The organism is Kitasatospora sp. NPDC004289 (assembly GCF_053602875.1).
Genome location: NZ_JBSGEL010000115.1, coordinates 1 through 16,138 on the forward strand (window position 1 = coordinate 1; position 16,138 = coordinate 16,138).

At 71.6% G+C, this 16,138-nt stretch carries 15 protein-coding genes and 1 pseudogene; 11 read left to right on the top strand and 5 right to left on the bottom strand.

Annotated features, from left to right (window positions below; translation table 11 throughout):
* Positions 1–74, top strand: a pseudogene (locus tag ACWEPF_RS37805) (anti-sigma B factor antagonist); the annotation flags it as partial.
* Positions 75–988: 914 nt separating this feature from the next.
* Entirely contained in the window at positions 989–1,378 is a 390-nt protein-coding gene (locus ACWEPF_RS37810; protein WP_452176197.1) for a hypothetical protein, read from the top strand.
* Positions 1,379–3,666: 2,288 nt separating this feature from the next.
* On the opposite strand, the gene ACWEPF_RS37815 is transcribed toward ACWEPF_RS37810, so the two are convergent.
* Entirely contained in the window at positions 3,667–4,059 is a 393-nt protein-coding gene (locus tag ACWEPF_RS37815; RefSeq protein ID WP_452176198.1) for a hypothetical protein, read from the bottom strand.
* A gap of 632 nt (positions 4,060–4,691) precedes the next feature.
* Between ACWEPF_RS37815 and ACWEPF_RS37820 the strand changes: the two genes are divergently transcribed.
* Positions 4,692–5,585 (top strand): replication-relaxation family protein, encoded by an 894-nt coding sequence (locus tag ACWEPF_RS37820; protein WP_452176199.1) that lies wholly within the window; start codon positions 4,692–4,694, stop codon positions 5,583–5,585.
* A 9-nt stretch (positions 5,586–5,594) separates the two neighbouring features.
* Here the strand turns inward: ACWEPF_RS37820 and ACWEPF_RS37825 are convergent, their stop codons facing one another.
* Positions 5,595–6,437: a DUF6602 domain-containing protein gene (locus tag ACWEPF_RS37825; protein ID WP_452176200.1), complete on the bottom strand. Its 843-nt coding sequence runs from the start codon at positions 6,435–6,437 to the stop codon at positions 5,595–5,597.
* Between the two features lie 295 nt (positions 6,438–6,732).
* Between ACWEPF_RS37825 and ACWEPF_RS37830 the strand changes: the two genes are divergently transcribed.
* Positions 6,733–7,737 (top strand): replication-relaxation family protein, encoded by a 1,005-nt coding sequence (locus ACWEPF_RS37830; RefSeq protein ID WP_452176201.1) that lies wholly within the window; start codon positions 6,733–6,735, stop codon positions 7,735–7,737.
* Positions 7,738–7,964: 227 nt separating this feature from the next.
* On the opposite strand, the gene ACWEPF_RS37835 is transcribed toward ACWEPF_RS37830, so the two are convergent.
* Both ACWEPF_RS37835 and ACWEPF_RS37840 read right to left on the bottom strand, forming a co-directional pair.
* Positions 7,965–8,459 (bottom strand): NUDIX domain-containing protein, encoded by a 495-nt coding sequence (locus tag ACWEPF_RS37835; protein WP_452176202.1) that lies wholly within the window; start codon positions 8,457–8,459, stop codon positions 7,965–7,967.
* Entirely contained in the window at positions 8,456–9,127 is a 672-nt protein-coding gene (locus ACWEPF_RS37840) for a DUF402 domain-containing protein (RefSeq protein WP_452176203.1), read from the bottom strand. Before ACWEPF_RS37840 ends, ACWEPF_RS37835 begins: the two co-directional genes overlap by 4 nt.
* A 447-nt stretch (positions 9,128–9,574) precedes the next feature.
* Between ACWEPF_RS37840 and ACWEPF_RS37845 the strand changes: the two genes are divergently transcribed.
* Positions 9,575–10,189: a hypothetical protein gene (locus ACWEPF_RS37845; RefSeq protein WP_452176204.1), complete on the top strand. Its 615-nt coding sequence runs from the start codon at positions 9,575–9,577 to the stop codon at positions 10,187–10,189.
* 52 nt (positions 10,190–10,241) lie between these two features.
* Here the strand turns inward: ACWEPF_RS37845 and ACWEPF_RS37850 are convergent, their stop codons facing one another.
* Entirely contained in the window at positions 10,242–11,804 is a 1,563-nt protein-coding gene (locus ACWEPF_RS37850; protein WP_452176205.1) for a hypothetical protein, read from the bottom strand.
* 522 nt (positions 11,805–12,326) lie between these two features.
* On the opposite strand from ACWEPF_RS37850, the gene ACWEPF_RS37855 reads away from it, so the two are divergent.
* The 6 genes from ACWEPF_RS37855 (at position 12,327) to ACWEPF_RS37880 (ending at position 16,001) form a co-directional block, all read left to right on the top strand.
* The gene (locus ACWEPF_RS37855) at positions 12,327–12,695 is read left to right on the top strand and encodes a hypothetical protein (RefSeq protein ID WP_452176206.1); all 369 of its coding nucleotides are present in this window, start codon (positions 12,327–12,329) and stop codon (positions 12,693–12,695) included.
* A 60-nt stretch (positions 12,696–12,755) separates the two neighbouring features.
* Positions 12,756–13,010, top strand: a complete 255-nt coding sequence (locus tag ACWEPF_RS37860) for a hypothetical protein (RefSeq protein WP_452176207.1) — start codon at positions 12,756–12,758, stop codon at positions 13,008–13,010.
* Between the two features lie 92 nt (positions 13,011–13,102).
* Positions 13,103–13,783 carry a hypothetical protein gene (locus ACWEPF_RS37865; protein ID WP_452176208.1) on the top strand — a complete coding sequence of 227 codons (681 nt, stop codon included), beginning with the start codon at positions 13,103–13,105 and terminating at the stop codon, positions 13,781–13,783.
* A 254-nt stretch (positions 13,784–14,037) separates the two neighbouring features.
* Entirely contained in the window at positions 14,038–14,577 is a 540-nt protein-coding gene (locus tag ACWEPF_RS37870; protein WP_452176209.1) for a hypothetical protein, read from the top strand.
* Positions 14,578–14,918: 341 nt separating this feature from the next.
* Positions 14,919–15,356, top strand: a complete 438-nt coding sequence (locus ACWEPF_RS37875; protein WP_452176210.1) for a hypothetical protein — start codon at positions 14,919–14,921, stop codon at positions 15,354–15,356.
* 258 nt (positions 15,357–15,614) lie between these two features.
* Positions 15,615–16,001: a hypothetical protein gene (locus ACWEPF_RS37880; RefSeq protein WP_452176211.1), complete on the top strand. Its 387-nt coding sequence runs from the start codon at positions 15,615–15,617 to the stop codon at positions 15,999–16,001.
* The last annotated feature ends 137 nt before the right edge of the window (positions 16,002–16,138 follow it).

Sequence of the window (16,138 nt, forward strand, 5' to 3'; positions counted from 1 at the left end):
GCACTGTCGGCGACCGTACGGTCGTCGAGGTTGGCGGCGAGATCGATGTGTACACCGCCCCCAAGCTGCGCGAGCCGGGCCGGGGGTGGGTGGGTGGCGGGGGCAAATTCGCCGATGGCGAATTGGCTTGACGGGGGCGGCCCCTGACGGGGCCTCAACTCGGCGGGTGATCGGCGTCAAAGCGGCACGGGCCTGCGGCCCGCCATGAGGCCCGTTCCGGCCTGCGGCCGGGCGCGTTAACGATGTGGCGTGAATCGCCGGTAGCAGGGCCACCCCTGACGGGGTGTCCGACCAAGGCGTTGACGATGTGGCGCGAATTGCCGGTAGGAGGGCCATCCCTGACGGGACGGCGGAATCCGGAGCGGCTCCGTTCACGATATCCCGCGAATTGTCGGTAGAGAGCCACCGGCCCGATACCGGCCCGGGGCGCAGCGGCGGGGAGCGGGGGCTCTGCGGCCCCTGTGGCGGCCCGTCGGTCGGCCTGCGGCCTCCAGGAGGAGGAAGAGGCTGGGCGGCGCCCTGGCGGGCTCCGCAGCAGACCGGGAGCGGACGGGGAGCAGCCCACGGGAGCGGACAGGGCGGGGGCCGGTGGCGGCGGGCGGGGCGCGGGGCCGGGATGCAAGAGGTGTAGAGACTTCCACCCAACCCGAAGCACGCACCCAGCAGCCGGCGCCCTCTCCCCAAGGGCCGGAAGCAGCAAGGCGGCGGGAGCGGACGGGGCCGCGGGCGGGACGGCGCCCCGCGGCGCGGAGCTGGCGACGCGCGGGGGCAGCGCGGGCAGGGCCGCCTGCGGTGCAAGATCGGCAGCTCTCCCCCACCTTCAAATTAACGATCTTGGGAATGCCCCCCTGCCTTTCAAGACGCCCTTGAGCGGGATTTGGCCAATCGCTCCGGGGAAGTTGTCCCGCCATTGGCTGCTTCGTATATTGGGGCGACCATGACAAGCTAGTTCCTCGATTCATGGTAATCTAAATCACGTCTGGGGGATATGATGATCGCACGAAAAATCGCCGCTCTTATATCGGTGCTGGCGATCGCTGGCAGTGGAACAGTTCTCGGGGTCGGATCTGCGCAGGCGGCTAGCAGCTGCAGTGGAACGTGGAAGTGGGGAACGCCGCTCGGGAATTCTCGAATCGACGTATACTGGAACGGATCCACGGGTACAAACTGCGGAAAGGTAACCCATTCCGGCTCTGGCTACGGAGTTGCCTGGGATACAGGCATCCGGCTTTCGAGCCAGTACGACGACAGCGGATGGGACCGGGCGAACTACAAGTACTACGCCGGTCCCGTCAACGTCTACGCGCCCGGAGTGTGCGTCCACGTTGAAGCCGTCTCCGACGGCTACTGGGAGGACGTTTGGATCCTCTGCGGTTGACGAATCCGGGTCGGTGCGGCAGAGGCTCGACCTCTCTGCCGCACCGGCCCACCCCACACCACGCACCACGGCCCCGACGGCGCGCCACATACCGCCAGGGGCACCAGCAAGCAGCCGATGCCGGAACCGGACGCACCACCGCCATACGAGGTGAGGTGCCGGCCCGAGGACCACTTAGGGGCGGCCGACGACTGGCCGGAGGCAGGCCTACGGCGGGGTCCGGGTGCCTGCGGCACCACGGCGGTAGCGGGCAGGGGCGGTGGCGGGCCGGTGGCAGGACGACCCGGCCCGGCAAGGCCGGCGGGACGGCGACGGCCAGGCCGCTCCTGGCGGCCGGGCCCGCCACCGGAGAGCAGCCGAGCAGCTGCCATACCGACCACGAAGCCAGGACCAGCAGAACTGCGCGCAGCCAGACACCACAACCCCAGCCCTCCTGGTCCACCCGGCGCCTCCAGCGCGGGCGGCCTGCGGCCGCTGGGGGTGCCGACCTGACAGCCCCACAGTGGGTGGCCGAGGGGCGGGGCCTAACGGCCCGCCAGCGGGCCGGTGACAGGCCCTGGTGCCTGCGGCACCGGGGCGGTGGCGAGCAGGCCGGGGCGACGGCCTGCGGCCACTGGAGGCCAGCAGCCCCTGACGGAGCGGCAGGGGCCCGCCGAGGACGGCGACCGCCCGGCCCGGCCTGGTCTGGCAGCAACCAGCGCGGCCAGCAGACGACCACCCGGCAGGTCCGCCTCTAGGAACAGCCGGCACCCACCATCCCGGACTTCGCCTACCTGCTGGTCAGAGCCTGAACGACGATCCCAGCGGCACTGACCGCGACCCCGAGCAGCGCGGCGTTCTTCCGCCCCCACCGACCCGCTCGCACCCACCACCGCGCGGCACGGTTCCGATCCACAGCTCCCCCTTCGGGTCCCGCCCCGCAGCCACCATGACGGCAGGGTCGTACGACATCCCCACAGCGGACCCGCCAACGCCCACCGGCCAGACGGCCGACCCGCAGATCCTCACACTGGGTATGTATCTGCGGAGTTTCAATGACGAAAAGTGCGAAACACCCTGGTACCGCAATGGAATTGCGGCACCAGCACCACTCAGGCAACAGGACAGTGCCCCTCGTCGAGGTCTCGTATAAACCGGCTCAGCCGCCTTGCCGCCATCAGGAGCTCGCGCTTGGCGATCTCGGCCAGGAGCAGCGGCCTCACCGCCACCACAGCCACCAGGACGACGGCCAGGCGCAGCCCGGCAGGGCGGCAAGGACGACCAGTTGCGCAGCCCGGCCGGCCCCGGAGACGACCGAGCCGGGCAAGCCGGACGGCGGAGGCGGCCCTGGCGAGCGCGGACGGCTACGCCGGACGCACACCAAAAACCCAACAGCACACCGCAGGTGCCAAAGCCCAACCGACCAACTACCAACTACCCAAAGACACGGGAAGGACAGGGGTTGCCGGAATTAACCAGACCCTGGGCAGGGGGTCTGACCTGTGATGATGCCCCGGCTTGACGGGTCGCCAGGTGCCCACAAGAAACCCCACAAGGCCACTGAAAAGACACTCCACGAGGCACTCCACAAAACCACTCACAAGACGCAACCTGCGACCGCCGGAAAGTCGGCACCCGACCGATGGCACGGACCACGGGACTCCGGCCAGCTCCCCGCGCGAATCCAAGCCCATCGAACCGGCTCCGACCGGAATCAATTCCACTCGAATCCGACAGGAACTCAAGCGCGGAACCCGATGGCATTCCCGACGGACCGTCAATTCCAGAAACAGCCCGGAGCGCGGCCCGGCCCCCGGCCGCCCCACCGACCCCAGGAACACCCTGACCACCCGGCGTCATCGACAACCAGCAGTCACCAAAACCCGACCGGCCCGCAGAGCCTCAGACCGCCCGACCCACAACCGTCGACAAGCCAGATTGGTCTACCAAAAGCCGAACCAGCAGCCGGAACGCGACAAGGTCACAGTGAAAGAACCCGGCATCCAGCCCCGCAGCGTTCCGTCACACCCACAACGTGACGTAACCACCCGGCTCGGAGCCCAGCACCCGGACGAGCTGGCGAACCGGGCCCAACAGGGGATGTACGAGCTGGGGCCGGGCGAGCGAAGCAGGCCGACGACGAGAGCGGCACAGTCGGAGGTGGATCTCCAGCGCCAAGACCCGCTGGGCCAAACCGACCAGCGACCAGCTCAACCGGCTCGCCGCGCTCAGCCTCAACCGGCGCCGATCGGCTTAGCTCGGCCGCAGGAACTAACCGAGTCCGGGCCTCTAACACCCGAGGCAGCCAACTACCAGCTGGCTGCCTGACCCCGGAGCCGCCGTTCGACTTCCCGGGCGAACCGTCGGGGCGCTCCCGCACTCAGGTGGGGGAAGGTTCCACTGGCCTCGCCCGTCTCGCTGTCGAACCAGAAGTATGCGGGCCAGCTACTCCGACCGGAGTTGCTCCGGAACTCCGCTTCGACGCTGAACCCCTGCACGGAGATGATCCTCATCCCATAGATGCCCGCCGCGACGTCGTACACGATGGCCTCGAACTCGCGCTCTGCTGGTGTCAGGGTTCTGGGAGGCGGTCCGTCCGGCTGGCTAGTCATCGTGCTGGGCCGCCCCGCAACGGCCTTCGCGAGCACGCCAGCTGCTGCCAGAACCGCCGTGCCGATGACAATCCGCATCCGACTCGACACGGCACCCCCTGCTCCTTGTGGAATGGACTGCCGAAAGAGTAGCGATCCGCCGACCACACCCGTTGCGGTTCACACCGTTTTCGCCCTCCGGCCCCGACTCGCCCGGCCGTCCTGTCCGCTGGAGCGCTCCGGGGGGCCTGTGGCCGCTCTGCCCGCCGTCTCCGAGGAACGCGGCGAGCAGAGCCGTCTCCGTCCCCTCCAGCGGCCCTCCAAGGCCGCCCGCGCGCCGCGCCGCCCACCACCACGCGCGGCCGGCCCCAGCCGGACGCGAGAAGAAGAAGGCCCCCGGCAGGGTCAACCCGCCCTGCCAACGACAACTGCCCCTACAACAACAACTACAAAGACAAAGAAGAAGGAAGGGAGGGTTGTCGGGGTGGTGAGTTCGACCTTTCCAGCCCTCCGGCACCCGCCCTGACATGCGACTTTGTCCGGACACGGGGCGCGGCGGGCAGGTCGGTGGTCCGCCGGTTGGCGGACGGGTTCTCACCACCGGTTGCCGGGCCGGTTGGCGCGCCTGTTGTCGGATCGTGACCGTAGAGGCCTCTCCTGGTGAGAAAACCGGTGAGAGGCGCGGGCTTCCATGCGGTACCCGCTGCCACCAGGGCGGCGGGCACCGACCCGAGGAGTCCGTGATGGCAACGCCGCCCGAGATCGACCACGACGTGATCGCCTCGCTGTTCCAGTTCCGCATGGCCACCGCCGAGCAGCTGCGCGTCCTGCACACCCCGGACGCCGGGCCGGAGCAGATGCGCAAGCGGCTCCGGCGGTTGAACAAGGAGGGCCTGGTGGAGAGCGTCGTCCTCCCGCAGGCCGGGAAGCTGCGGGCATGGTTCCTGACCGAGCACGCAGTGCGGATCGCCGCGACCTTCCCCGAGCTGGAGGGCGTCTCCTCCCCGCCGCTCCCCGAGGACAAGACCGCGGCGCGGCTGCGGGTGGGCCACGTCCTGGCGGTCGTGCGCACACATGTCGCCTTCGTGGCCGGTGCCCGGGCGGCGGGGGACGAGTGCGCGCCGCTGGACTTCCTGCCGGAGGTCTACCACCGCTTCGGCGAGGGCAAGGACGGGGCGGTGATCCCCGACGGGCGGCTGCACTACGTGCAGGCCGGGCCGCCCCGTCATCTGCGCCGGGCGTTCGTCGAGGTCGACCGCGGCACCATGGCCAGCGAGCAGCTGGCTTCGAAGCTGATCGCCTACGCCCGCTTCCACGAGCACCACCCGGTCCCGGCCCACCTGCGGCGCACCTCCCACTCGCAGAGCGTGGTACCGGCCTGGCAGCAGCGGTATCCGGTGTTCCCGAGGCTGCTGTTCGTCCTGGCCGACACCGGCGAGCGGGCCGCGGGTCAGCGGATGCGCGACCTCCAGGCGATGGCCGCCAGCCACCCGATGGTCACCCGGATGCTGGTGCTGATGAACATCCCGGCCGGCGCGGCTCGCCTGGCCGACCTCGAGGAGCACGGCCCGAACGCCGCCATCTGGCAGCCGCTCGGGGACCCGTCCCGAAGCCGGTGCGGGGCCTGGGAGCTGTAGAGCTCCGTCTCACGAGTCGGTCGGGGTCGGAAGCAGTCCGGTTCCCCATCCCGACAATTCCTCTTCCAGGTAGTGCTTGATGATCGGTCCACCTCTAGCCACGCGGGGCATGACGAGGTCTAGCCACATGAGGAGATTGATCAGCACAGCAGCGCCTTCGTGCCAGATCCATCCCGGGACACGCTGGCCAGCGTAGGGGCCCTCATTGGGCACCCATTGAAAGGGACCCTGCCCGTTGTCGTAGTCCATTGCCCAGCCGCGCCCCAGGACGAAGACGGCATCCACTGGGGCAAGCGCAGGACCATCCCCGTTCGGGGCGTTGACGCGCGAAGCCTGGGCGAGCCGGTCGATCAGGGTCTGCGGGGCAATGTTGCTGTCGAAGGCGAGAACAAAGTACGGAGGACACACGTAGAAGCGTCCGGAGTCCCCCCGGTGGCTTCGTCGCTGGTCGCCTTCTCGGTACGAAGAGCGCAGTGCCTTGAACCTTGTCCCGATGCTGATCGCCTCATCGAGGGACTTCGTCGTCAACAAGGACTTCGCTTCGCCCGCTGCCGAGACCCCTTCCACCAGGAAGAGGCCCGACTCATCCCGGCCAGCCCGGAACGGCTGGTACTCATTGCTGATGACGATGTCCATCTGCCCCGATCGGGTGTCCGCCTGATCGATCACTTCCCCATTGCCGACATCAACGGAGCGCGGGAGGTGGTCTTCGAGAAACTGGCGGGCCTCCACCTCGACGGCTTCGCCCCGAAGGCCACGGTGCTGGTAGGTCGTTCGCGCCTGTTGCAACGAAAACTGCAGCCGTGCCTGGGTCGCGGCAAGCATTGCGCGCAAGTTCGGTGCTTCCGACACCGGACCTCCTATGTACTCGTCTGCTGGTCCGAGGAGCCTACGAGCGTCGACGCTTAAATACATCGAGAACGGAACTCCCCGTAGGGCAGGAAGTCGGCAAGGTGCCGGGGTCACCTCCAAGATTGGAGGACCATCATCAAGGTGTCCCATCAAGGTTGGAGGACACCTTGGTCGGGGCCGTGACGTGATCGTTGCCGCAGGAGGTTGGATCGCCAAGGGATCCGCCAAGGTGTGCGGGGTTTCCTTCGGCGACCGCGCGGGGCACCAAGCCCCGCGCCCGCCGAAGGGCACCATGATGACGACGGATACGACGAGCACCACCAGGGCGACGAGCACGACGGCCAGGAGCCGGGCGCGGACCGGTGCCGAGCCGGACAGCGAGGCCCGGGAGGCGGAGATCGCCTGGGCCGTGCTGGCCTCGCTGTTCCAGTTCCGGATCGCCACCGCCGTGCAGCTGCGGCAGCTGCACGCCCCGGATCGGAGCATCGAGAAGATGCGGGGCCAGCTGCGGCGGCTGCGGGACGAGGGTCTGGTGGCGGAGCTGGTGCTGCCGCAGTCCGGGAAGACCAAGGGCTGGTTCCTGACCGAACACGGCGCCCGGATCGCGGCCGCCTTCCCCGAGCTGGCCCAGGTCCCGGCGCCGCGCCTGCCGGGGGACGCGACGGCGTTCAAGTACACGCTGTGGCACCAGCTGGCCGTGGTGACCACGCACCTGGCGTTCCTGTCCGACGCCCGCGAGCGCGGGGACAGCTACGGCCCGTTCGACTTCATCCCGGAGATCACCCACCGCTTCGCCGAAGGCCGCGACGGATCGGTCCGCCCGGACGGCCTGCTGTACTACGGGGTGCGCGATCCCGACTACGGGATGGTGCAGCTGCGGGCCTTCGTCGAGGTCGACCGCGGCACGATGGGCACCGAGCGGCTGTCCTCGAAGCTGCACACCTACACCCGGTACTGGTCGGCGAAGACCCTCCCGGCCGGGATGCGGCCGGGCAGCATCGAGGACGTGCAGGGCGGCCGGGTGCCGCTGTGGGAGCGCCGGTACGTCCGGTTCCCGCGGCTGCTGTTCGTCCTCACCGGCACCGGCCGCACCGGCTTCGACAACCGCCTCGGCGGCCTGCGGATGCACGCCCAGGAGCGGCACATCACCAAGATGCTCAAGGTTGTCCCGGCCGCCGCCGCCAGCCTGGAGGACCTCCAGCGGTACGGACCGAACGGGGACGTCTGGTACCCGCTGGCCGACCACCAGGCCGACCCCGTCGGCCTCCGCGAGCTCAACCCCGCCGGCCGGACCGACTGACCGGCCCGCGCCCACCTTGATGGCCGCCCCGGTACTCCCGGGGCGGCCATCAAGGTGTCCGGCACCACTCACCAATCCTTTGACCTGCGGCGTTATCTTTCCGTGATCTGCCTTCCAAGGTTTTCCTTCGATACCTTGGAAGACCATCAAGGTGAGCAGCAGGGCCCAGGGCGGGTATCAAGGTGTCCAGCCCGGCGCTGGGGTGGCCATCAAGGTGAGCACCGCCGTCAGCGCCACCGGTAGGAGGCACTCGTCATCGGCGCCAGCACCACCGGGCCCGCAGCGGGCTCGGCAGCCCGGTGAAGAACGGGGCCCACAGCTGGGTAGAGGTGGAGGCCGGCCGCGTCGGCGAGCGGGATCCACTGCACCAGCGCCCGGCCGGGGTCGTCCTGCTCGGCGGCCGCCACCGTGCTCCGGAGCCGGTCGGTCAGGTGGGCGGTGAAGACCAGGTGCCGCCGCCGGAAGAGCCCGGCCTCGCCGGGCCGCTCGGTCTCCTGCTCCTGGACGAAGCGCAGCACCGGCGACTCGGGCAGGTCGTCCAGGTCGAGGCCCAGCTCCTCGAGGAGCTCGCGGCGCAGCGCGGTAGCCGGGTCTTCCCCTGCCTCGAGGAGGCCTCCGGGTAGGGAGTGCTGGAGGCCGTCGGGGCGCTCGCGGCGGATCAGGGCGAGGCGGTGGTCGTAGAGGAGCGCCGCGCAGACCCGGGTCGGGGCCGGCGGGGTCACCGGCCGGTGGCCGGGTCGTCGGCGTCGTCGGGCAGCGTCGGCAGCGGCCACGTGTCGTCTGGTTCCCAGGTGGGCCAACCGCTCGCGAAGGGGCCGGTGCGGTTGTCGAGCATGGCGATCGCCCGGCCCTTGGCCTGCTCGACCTGGCGGTGGAGGTAGTCGTCGATCACGCCGAGGCGGCGCAGCTGGGCGTACTCTTCGCGGTCCTTCCAGTGGTGGCCGGTCAGGTCGGGGGTGACGACCAGGTCCAGGCACAGGTCGAGGGTGTCGATGCCGCCGGGGTGGCGCTGGTAGGGCTTCTCGAAGTTCACGTACCAGCGGAGCGGGTCGCCGGTGGCGGCGTCCTGGAAGCAGTGGATCGAGAACCACTCCCCGGCCAGGAAGTGGCTCAGCAGGGCGGTGCCGGTCCAGCGGTGGCGGCCGAGCGTCCAGGTGCCGGCCGCCAGGTCCTCCAGGCCCTGCTTGCGGGTGACGTCGTCGCCGGTACGGGTGGAGGTGATCCAGGTCGTCGGGGCCAGGCTCTCGATCCCCGGCCAGTAGGCCAGGGTCAGCTGGTGGCCGGTGTCGGCGACCACCCGCTGCGGCATCGCGGTCCACACCCGCCCCGCGTGGACGTCGCGGCGCACCACGGTGGTGCCGGGCTGGAAGAGCAGGTCGGTGTCTGTCACCGCAGGAGCCTTCCCGGCCGCAGCGGCGGGAAGCCGCTCGAAGGTGTGACAGCGTGCCGGGCCGGGCCGAGAGCAGCGGCGAGGCTGGTGAGAACGGCCCAGTGCCGTTCTAACCAGCCCCTGAACTGGGCAGATGCCGGGAACTCACCGCCCGGTGGCCGCCCGGGCCGGGCAAACTCACCGAGCCCGGAAGCGGAACTCACCGCCTTCGGATCGGAAACTCACCGGCCGGACAGTGAAACTCACCAGCCCAGGTCAGCGGGGGTGCGCAAACTCCCCACCGCAGGTCAGCGGGGCGGGGACGGGTGCGGGCCGGGCCGGTACGGACGCGAGCCGTAACCGCGTGGCAGCCATGCGGGTTCACCCGGTATGACGAACCTCCCCCCTGCCGCAGTCGACGAGCCGGCAACCACGGCCCTCGTCCACGGAGCAGTCATCATCAGCACCGTGGAAACCGCCTGGCAGGAGATCCGGCGACGCCACCCCGACGTCCCACACCTCGCGGTCGCCACCGCGGGCGGCCCGGCCGCGGACCCGACCCGTTGCGCAACGCTCCGCACAGGCCGGGAGTTCACCCGCGACGGCACCTTGACCGTAGAACTCCAGGTCTCACCCGCTGTCCTTTGCCACGGAGGCAGGGCTACCTTGCAGGCGCTGCTGCACCATGCCGCGCACGGTATCGCCCGTCGGCGCGGCGTGAAGGAGGTGAGCAGCGGCTACCGCTGGCACAACAAGCATTTCGTTCGCATCGCTCGCGATCTGGGCCTCACCCCGCCTCGGCGGGCGACTCCAGTGGTGGGGATGACCGACTGCCGTCTCGGTGACACCGAAGCCGCACGGTGGAGCGAGGTGATCTCGCTCCTGGACGCGGCTGCGGCTGCCCAACTCGAAGCGGTCGTCCAGTCGACCGCGACCCCGCGTAGTCCCCGCTCGGGCAGCCGGTTCGCGGTCGTGTGTGCGGAGTGCGCACCTCCCAGGCGGCTCCAGATCACGCCGTTCGCCCTTGAGCAGGGGCCGCTGCTGTGCGGGGTGTGCCTCACCAAGTTCCGGCCCGCCGGGTGACGGCAAGGCGGTCCGTCGCCCTAGGCCCGGCGGACACTCCCCGACAGCGGGCTCAGAGGTCGTGGATGTGGGCTTGGAGGATGCTGCGGGCCGCGAGCTCCGGGGTGTCGTGCAGCAGGGCCTGCTGGGTGGTCGGGTCGCCGAGGAAGTAGCCCTCGTAGACGGCGACCCAGCCGTCGCCGCCGTCCAGGCCGCGCTCGACCCAGCCGACCTGCTGGCCCTCGCCGAGAACCAGCATCACGTCCGGCTGCACCGTCCAGCCGCAGAGTTCCCAGGCGTAGCCGAAGAGCGCCGGGTCGAGGGGGATGTGAACGTCCATGCTGTCGGGCAGGCCGCGGCGGCGCGGGTCGCGCGGCACCTTCACCGTTCCCGGCTCCGGCACGCGCGGGCCGATCCACCCGCCGGTGCGCGGCTGCGGCCGGTCCGGGTCCGGGGTGCGGGCGGCGGTAGCCGGCGGGGTGAGCCGCCCGGCGTACACGGCGGCGAGGGCCTGGTCCTGGTCGTCGAAGGTGTGCGGGCGCCCGTCCGGGTCGAGGAGCGGTTCGGCGCGGCCGTCGGCGAGCAGCAGCACCGCGATCCAGCCGCCACAGCCCCAGCGTCCTTCCGGGAGCAGTGCGGCCCAGCCGGCCCGCACACCGTGCTGGTGGAGCTGGCGGATGCGGCCGGCCCCCGGCGCGGACCAGGACGACGATGTCCAGCCCGGGCCGAAGGACGCCGCGAGGTCGGCGGTGAGGTCGGGCGGGCCGTAGTTGAGGACCGGGTCGGCGGTGGCGCGCAGCACCGCATCGGGCTGCAGGTCGGTGTCATCAGGGTGCGGCACCGTGAAGACCGAGGCGGCCGTGGTCGGCCGGACGGCAGCGGGCACGGCCGTACTCGCGGTGGCCGCCGTTTCCCCCCGGGGCGCTGCAAAGCCGCGTGGGGCCGGTTCCGGGAGGGACGTCGTTTCTCCCCGGGGGGCAACGGGCTCCGGGGTGGTCTCGGTGGCGGCCGGGAAAGCGCCTTGGACGGTGGCCGTTTCTCCCCGGGGAGATCCGCCCGCCGCACCTCCCGGCGCCTGCGGGGCGGTGGCGGCCGGGTACGGGAGAGCCGGCTGTGGCGGGCGCGGGACAACCGTCCCTGAGGAGGCGCCGACAGTGGCCGTGGTTTCCCGCCGGGGAGATTCGGCCGGTACGGCGGCGGGCGGGACCACCTCAGCGAGCAGCAGCGGGTGCTCGGCGCGCAGCTGCTCCACCAGCTCGCGGTGGCGCTGCATCACCGCGTAGGCGGAGTGCTGCACGTCGGTGAGCGCTTGGCGGGCAAGGGCCGGATCACGGTCGCGGGTGGCGCGGTCCATCTGGAGCAGCAGCAGGCGGTCGGCCCGGGCCAGCTGCTCGGCCAGCACGAGGAGCTCGGCGGCGGCTGGGTCGTCGGCCAGGCCGTGGAGGGGGTCGATTTCCTCCCGGGGCGATTCGGCTGCCTTCAGGTCGGCCTTCAGCTGCTCGACCCGCTCGGCTTCCCTGGCCCGCTCGGCCCGCTTCGAGCACGCCTTCGTGCAGTACTTCTTCGGCCGGCCCGACCCCGCAGGCGGCGGGAGCTCGGTGCCGCACTGCGCGCAGGCCGGCCCGCCGAACAGCATCGGCTCAGAAACTGCCTGATTAACCCCCGGGGAGAAAGTCATGCCCGGATGCTAGCGCTCACGGCTAGCGCCTTTTCGCCCCGGGGCGATACCGGCGGGCGGTGAGCGCTGCGCAGAGCCGGAGCGCTCATCACGTAAAGGCGTGAGCGCTCGTCGCACCGCGCATGAGCGCTCACCGCACAGCCCGACGGGTGCAGCGCCGGGCGGGGTGCGCTCATGCGCGGTGCGCTGCACTCTGTACACGGATCAAGTGCAGCGAGCGCACGGTCGCTGCACATCGGGTGCAGCGAGCGGGCGGTCGCCGCACTACGGCCCCGCGCCGAGACCACGGCCGCGGCGCTTGTGCGGTGCGGGGACTCGCCGTCCCGGACGACACGCCTCGACTGCTCTTGCCAACGGCCGGGTCGGCGGGCTGGACCTGGAAGGATCGGGGCGGTGCGCGGCGCGTGCCCGCTGCGGCGGCCTTCGACGCACAGGGCTGCCACGACGCCACCAGTACCGATACCAGGAGGGCCACCTCTGATGGGGACCGTCACCGCACCGGCCCGCCGCCGCGACCCGATCGTCGAGGCTGCGGCACTGATCCGGCAGGCACGGTACCTGCTCACCAACGCCTGGTCGGATGGCGAGCTCGCCCCCCACGACCAGGTGCTCGCCCATGCCCCGACCCACCTCGGACGGGACGCTCTCCCCGACGGCACCATCGCCCCGTACGAGAAGCCGATGGGTGTACTCGCGGAGACGGCAGCCCACGCTCTCTACGCCGCCGACCGCTCTCTGCACGCCGCCCTCAACGGCAGCGACCCCCGAGTACTCGGCTTCGTCGGGCAGGGCCTGACCGACGCGCTGTGCTGTCTCACTCACGCCCGTCGCGAGCACGAGAGCACCTGAGCCGGCCACAGCGAGCGACGGTGGCGGCAGGCGCCGGCCCGGGCCGGGAGAATGACGACGGTGACCAACCAGCTCCGGGGCATCAGCGCCCTGATCCCCACCGCCCGCACCGCCACCTCCCCCGGCGCCCGGGCCGCCAACCAGCTGCTGCACCTGCGCGCCGCCACCGTGCCGGTGCCGGTCCTCGCGGCCGCCCTCGAGCTGATCGCCCCGCAGCTGGAGGACCCGGACCCGGTCACCCGCGAGGCAGCGGCCGCCGTCCACGCCCGCCTTCTCGAAGCCGTGGAGGCCGCGGCCCCCGGCCACCACGGCTGACCAGAGCGAGGCGGTGTAGCACGGCGGGCGCCGGGGCGGACCGGTAGTGCGAAACCGGCCCGGCGGCCGGGGCCGGGCGGCACACTGCGTGGGTGACCACGACCTCCAGCTTGGAGCGGCCCACCCGCCGGCGCCGCCACGCCCGCCTGATCGCCTCCCTCACCGACCTGATCGGCGCGTGTGCGGAAGCTGCCGGGGAGATCTACCGGCCGATCGCCGCCGCCCCGCCCGGGGAGCAGTCCGTCGACGTCGCCCCGGGCCTGCTCTACGTCCGGCTCAGCCTGACGGCGGCCACCGTGCTGGATGTGGCCCGCTCCGAAGACGCCGCCCGCTGGCCCGGCGCCGTCGCCCAGGAGCAGCTCGAGGCGGTGCGCACCTTCGCGGCACGGGTGGCGGTGGCCACCGCGCAGGACCTCACCTCCGGCAACGGCCAGGCCGGAGAAGCCGGGCCGTTCGTCGACGGCGGGGTGGCGGTGCCGACGCCGGAGCAGGGCGCGGCGATGGAGGTGGTCGCCGCCGGGTTCGAGGTCGCCGAGTGGTGGATGGAGGATCCGGCCGCCGCGGCCGCCCTCGCAATGCAGCTCGCGACAGACGGCGAGTTCACCACCGGGGAGGTGCTGGACGCGGCGGTGGACGAGCGGATCGTGGCCGGCCTGCTCGTCCTCCAGGACGCCCGCACCGCTGGCGATCCGTCGACCGCGGCCGAGCTGTGCCTGGCCGCCGTCCCGCACCTGGTCCTCGCCGTCCACCTCGCCTCCGCCGACCTCGACTGACCCACTGCGCACCCGCACGCACTCCCCTGACCTGCGACAACACGCGCCGCTGACCTGGCCTGCGGACTCCGAGCAAGGCCGGTGCGGGGTGCGGTGCGCAGCCGCGCGCACTCCGCACTGCACCCCTTGCGGGAGAAGTGCGGCGTCCGGTGTTCGCCGCAAAGGTCCGTGGTCGGCGACCCGTTACGGTCAACCGCGCAGAGCCGCTGGCCGGTCGCCCGTGACCAGGCCGCCGCTGAACGAGTTCACCGGTCATGACGACGAACGCGCTGCCGCCGATGTCCGAGTGGCCCCTCGACGGGCAGCCGCAGCAGACCCCGCTCGGCCCGGTGCCGGAGGAGGGCACGGCCCTGACCGGGGAGGAGCAGGCGGCGCTGGAGCAGGCCGCGGTGGCCGGGGAGCTCGCGGCAGGGTGGATCCGCTCGCTCGGTGGCCGGTGGCCGGACGCCCGGCGGGAGCTGGCCGCCCTGGCGGACACGGTGGCCGAGGTGATGGGAGGTATCGACCCGGCCGGGGAGGGCGAGGTCGACGTCGAGGCCCACTACGAGCTGACGGTGGGCGTGCGGCACATGGTGGTGCTGCCCGCCGCCCGCCAGCACCTCACTGCGGCCGAGCGCGTCGCCCTGGTCGCCGTCGGCGCGGTCGCAGCCGACGCCCCGATCACCGTGCTCGGCGACTTCGACCAGGCGCTGCCGGTGCTGTGCGAGGCGATCGACGACGCCCTCGACCACGCCCGCGCCTCAGTACCCGTTTCTGAACCTGTTTTGCCTGGTCAGGCGCTTGTCTGGTCTTAGTGGTGCGACGAAGCCGTTCGGAGTTCCGTCACGGTGACGGAGATCCGAACGGCTTGTGCCAGGGGCGGTCGTCTCCGCCGGCCCGAGGCCGTCCGGCCCGTCAGGGGGAGGGTGCGGTGCCCTGCCGGTCGTGGCTGCCCGCTGCTCAGGCTCGATGAACGACCGGTCGCGGTACCGCCCGACCGGCCGCCGCCGGTGCCCACGGGCGCACCCGTCCGGGGCAGATCCGCGAGTCGTGCACGGCTGACTGAACCCGGGCAGCGGTTCTCTTTGTGCGCACGATCGTTTTGTGGACCACACGACGTGCTCCCCGATCCGACCACACCCCACGGGAGAGACCGATGTCAGCCCTCAGGATCCGCCGCCGCGCCGCCAGTGCCTGCGTCGCCCTCGCCCTGTGCGTGGGCCCCGCCGCCTTCGCCGACACCGCCAGCGCCGCGGTGCCGGACACCTGCGGCGGTGAAGCCGAGGACTACATCGGCGTCTTCACCGGGACCTACTACCTCTCCGGCGAGACCATCGACGTCACGGCGACCTTCAGCGAGGGCCTGGTCGTGCGCACCGAGGAGGAGAGCAACCAGAGTGCCTACGTCCTCACCGGCACGTACGAGGTCGCGAACTACGCCGGGGTCGGAGACGTCGCCTGGTACGCCCCCGGCGGGGAGTTCGTCAGCGACCCCGCCGTCTGCGGCACCATCCCCGGAACCAAGGCACCCACCGTCACCCGCATCCCCGGCCTCATCGGGACCTCCCACATCACCCTCAACCGCACCGCCTGACCCCCGCCACCCCCGCCCGCGCCCCCGCCTCCACCTCCGCGCGCCCTGACCGCCGATCCAGGCCGGCGGGAGCCGATCCCCATCCGGCGGGCTCGGCCCGCCGACGGAAGGCGGCGCGAGATCCAGGCGGTCCTTCGAGCGGCCCCGCACCACTGATCGTCATACGCACCGCCACGGCGGGCACGACGCCCCGGCCGGAGAGGACTCCGGCCGGCCGCGACGTGCCCGACGCGGCCCAGCACCGAGAGGAAGCCCCACATGCGCCACCGCGTCCGCCTGGCCCTGGGAGCCACCGCCGCCGCCCTGCTGCTCGCCGCCGCCCCGGCCGCCCACGCCGCCGGCCCCGACACCCCGGCACCGGCCGGCCAGCAGCTCGCCACCAACGGCCACGACACCCTCGGAATCACCCCCACACCCGAGGGCACCACCGTCACCACCGCCCACGACACCCCCACCAGCGACCCCGGCGACGGCATCCACCCCGGCACCGACAGCAGCGAGCCCGCCGCGACAACCCACCGCGGCCGCTACCGCCGCCACGACCTCCACCGCCACTTGGTCCGCCCCGGCGATCACATCGGCGTGGTCATCGACCCGGACGTGCACGTCGACGGCCGACCCCATCAAGGAGCGGGTGGACACTGAGTTCGCCCAGGCCGTCAAGGGGTCGGCAGCGGTCGCGGTCCGGGGTCGCACAGCTGTCCGCCGTGGCGGAGAGCTTCGGGCCGGAGCACATCGGCCCCGTCGTCGACCCGCTGTTCGGCCGCCTGTGCGCGCTGGTG

Excerpts from the sequence above, each read along its gene's own strand:
- ACWEPF_RS37855 (WP_452176206.1), top strand. The coding sequence starts at position 12,327 with ATGGGGACCGTCACCGCACCGGCCCGCCGCCGCGACCCGATCGTCGAG.
- ACWEPF_RS37870 (WP_452176209.1), top strand. The coding sequence starts at position 14,038 with ATGACGACGAACGCGCTGCCGCCGATGTCCGAGTGGCCCCTCGACGGG.
- ACWEPF_RS37830 (WP_452176201.1), top strand. The coding sequence starts at position 6,733 with ATGACGACGGATACGACGAGCACCACCAGGGCGACGAGCACGACGGCC.
- ACWEPF_RS37880 (WP_452176211.1), top strand. The coding sequence starts at position 15,615 with ATGCGCCACCGCGTCCGCCTGGCCCTGGGAGCCACCGCCGCCGCCCTG.
- ACWEPF_RS37875 (WP_452176210.1), top strand. The coding sequence starts at position 14,919 with ATGTCAGCCCTCAGGATCCGCCGCCGCGCCGCCAGTGCCTGCGTCGCC.
- ACWEPF_RS37820 (WP_452176199.1), top strand. The coding sequence starts at position 4,692 with ATGGCAACGCCGCCCGAGATCGACCACGACGTGATCGCCTCGCTGTTC.
- ACWEPF_RS37850 (WP_452176205.1), bottom strand. The coding sequence starts at position 11,804 with ATGCTGTTCGGCGGGCCGGCCTGCGCGCAGTGCGGCACCGAGCTCCCG.
- ACWEPF_RS37810 (WP_452176197.1), top strand. The coding sequence starts at position 989 with ATGATGATCGCACGAAAAATCGCCGCTCTTATATCGGTGCTGGCGATC.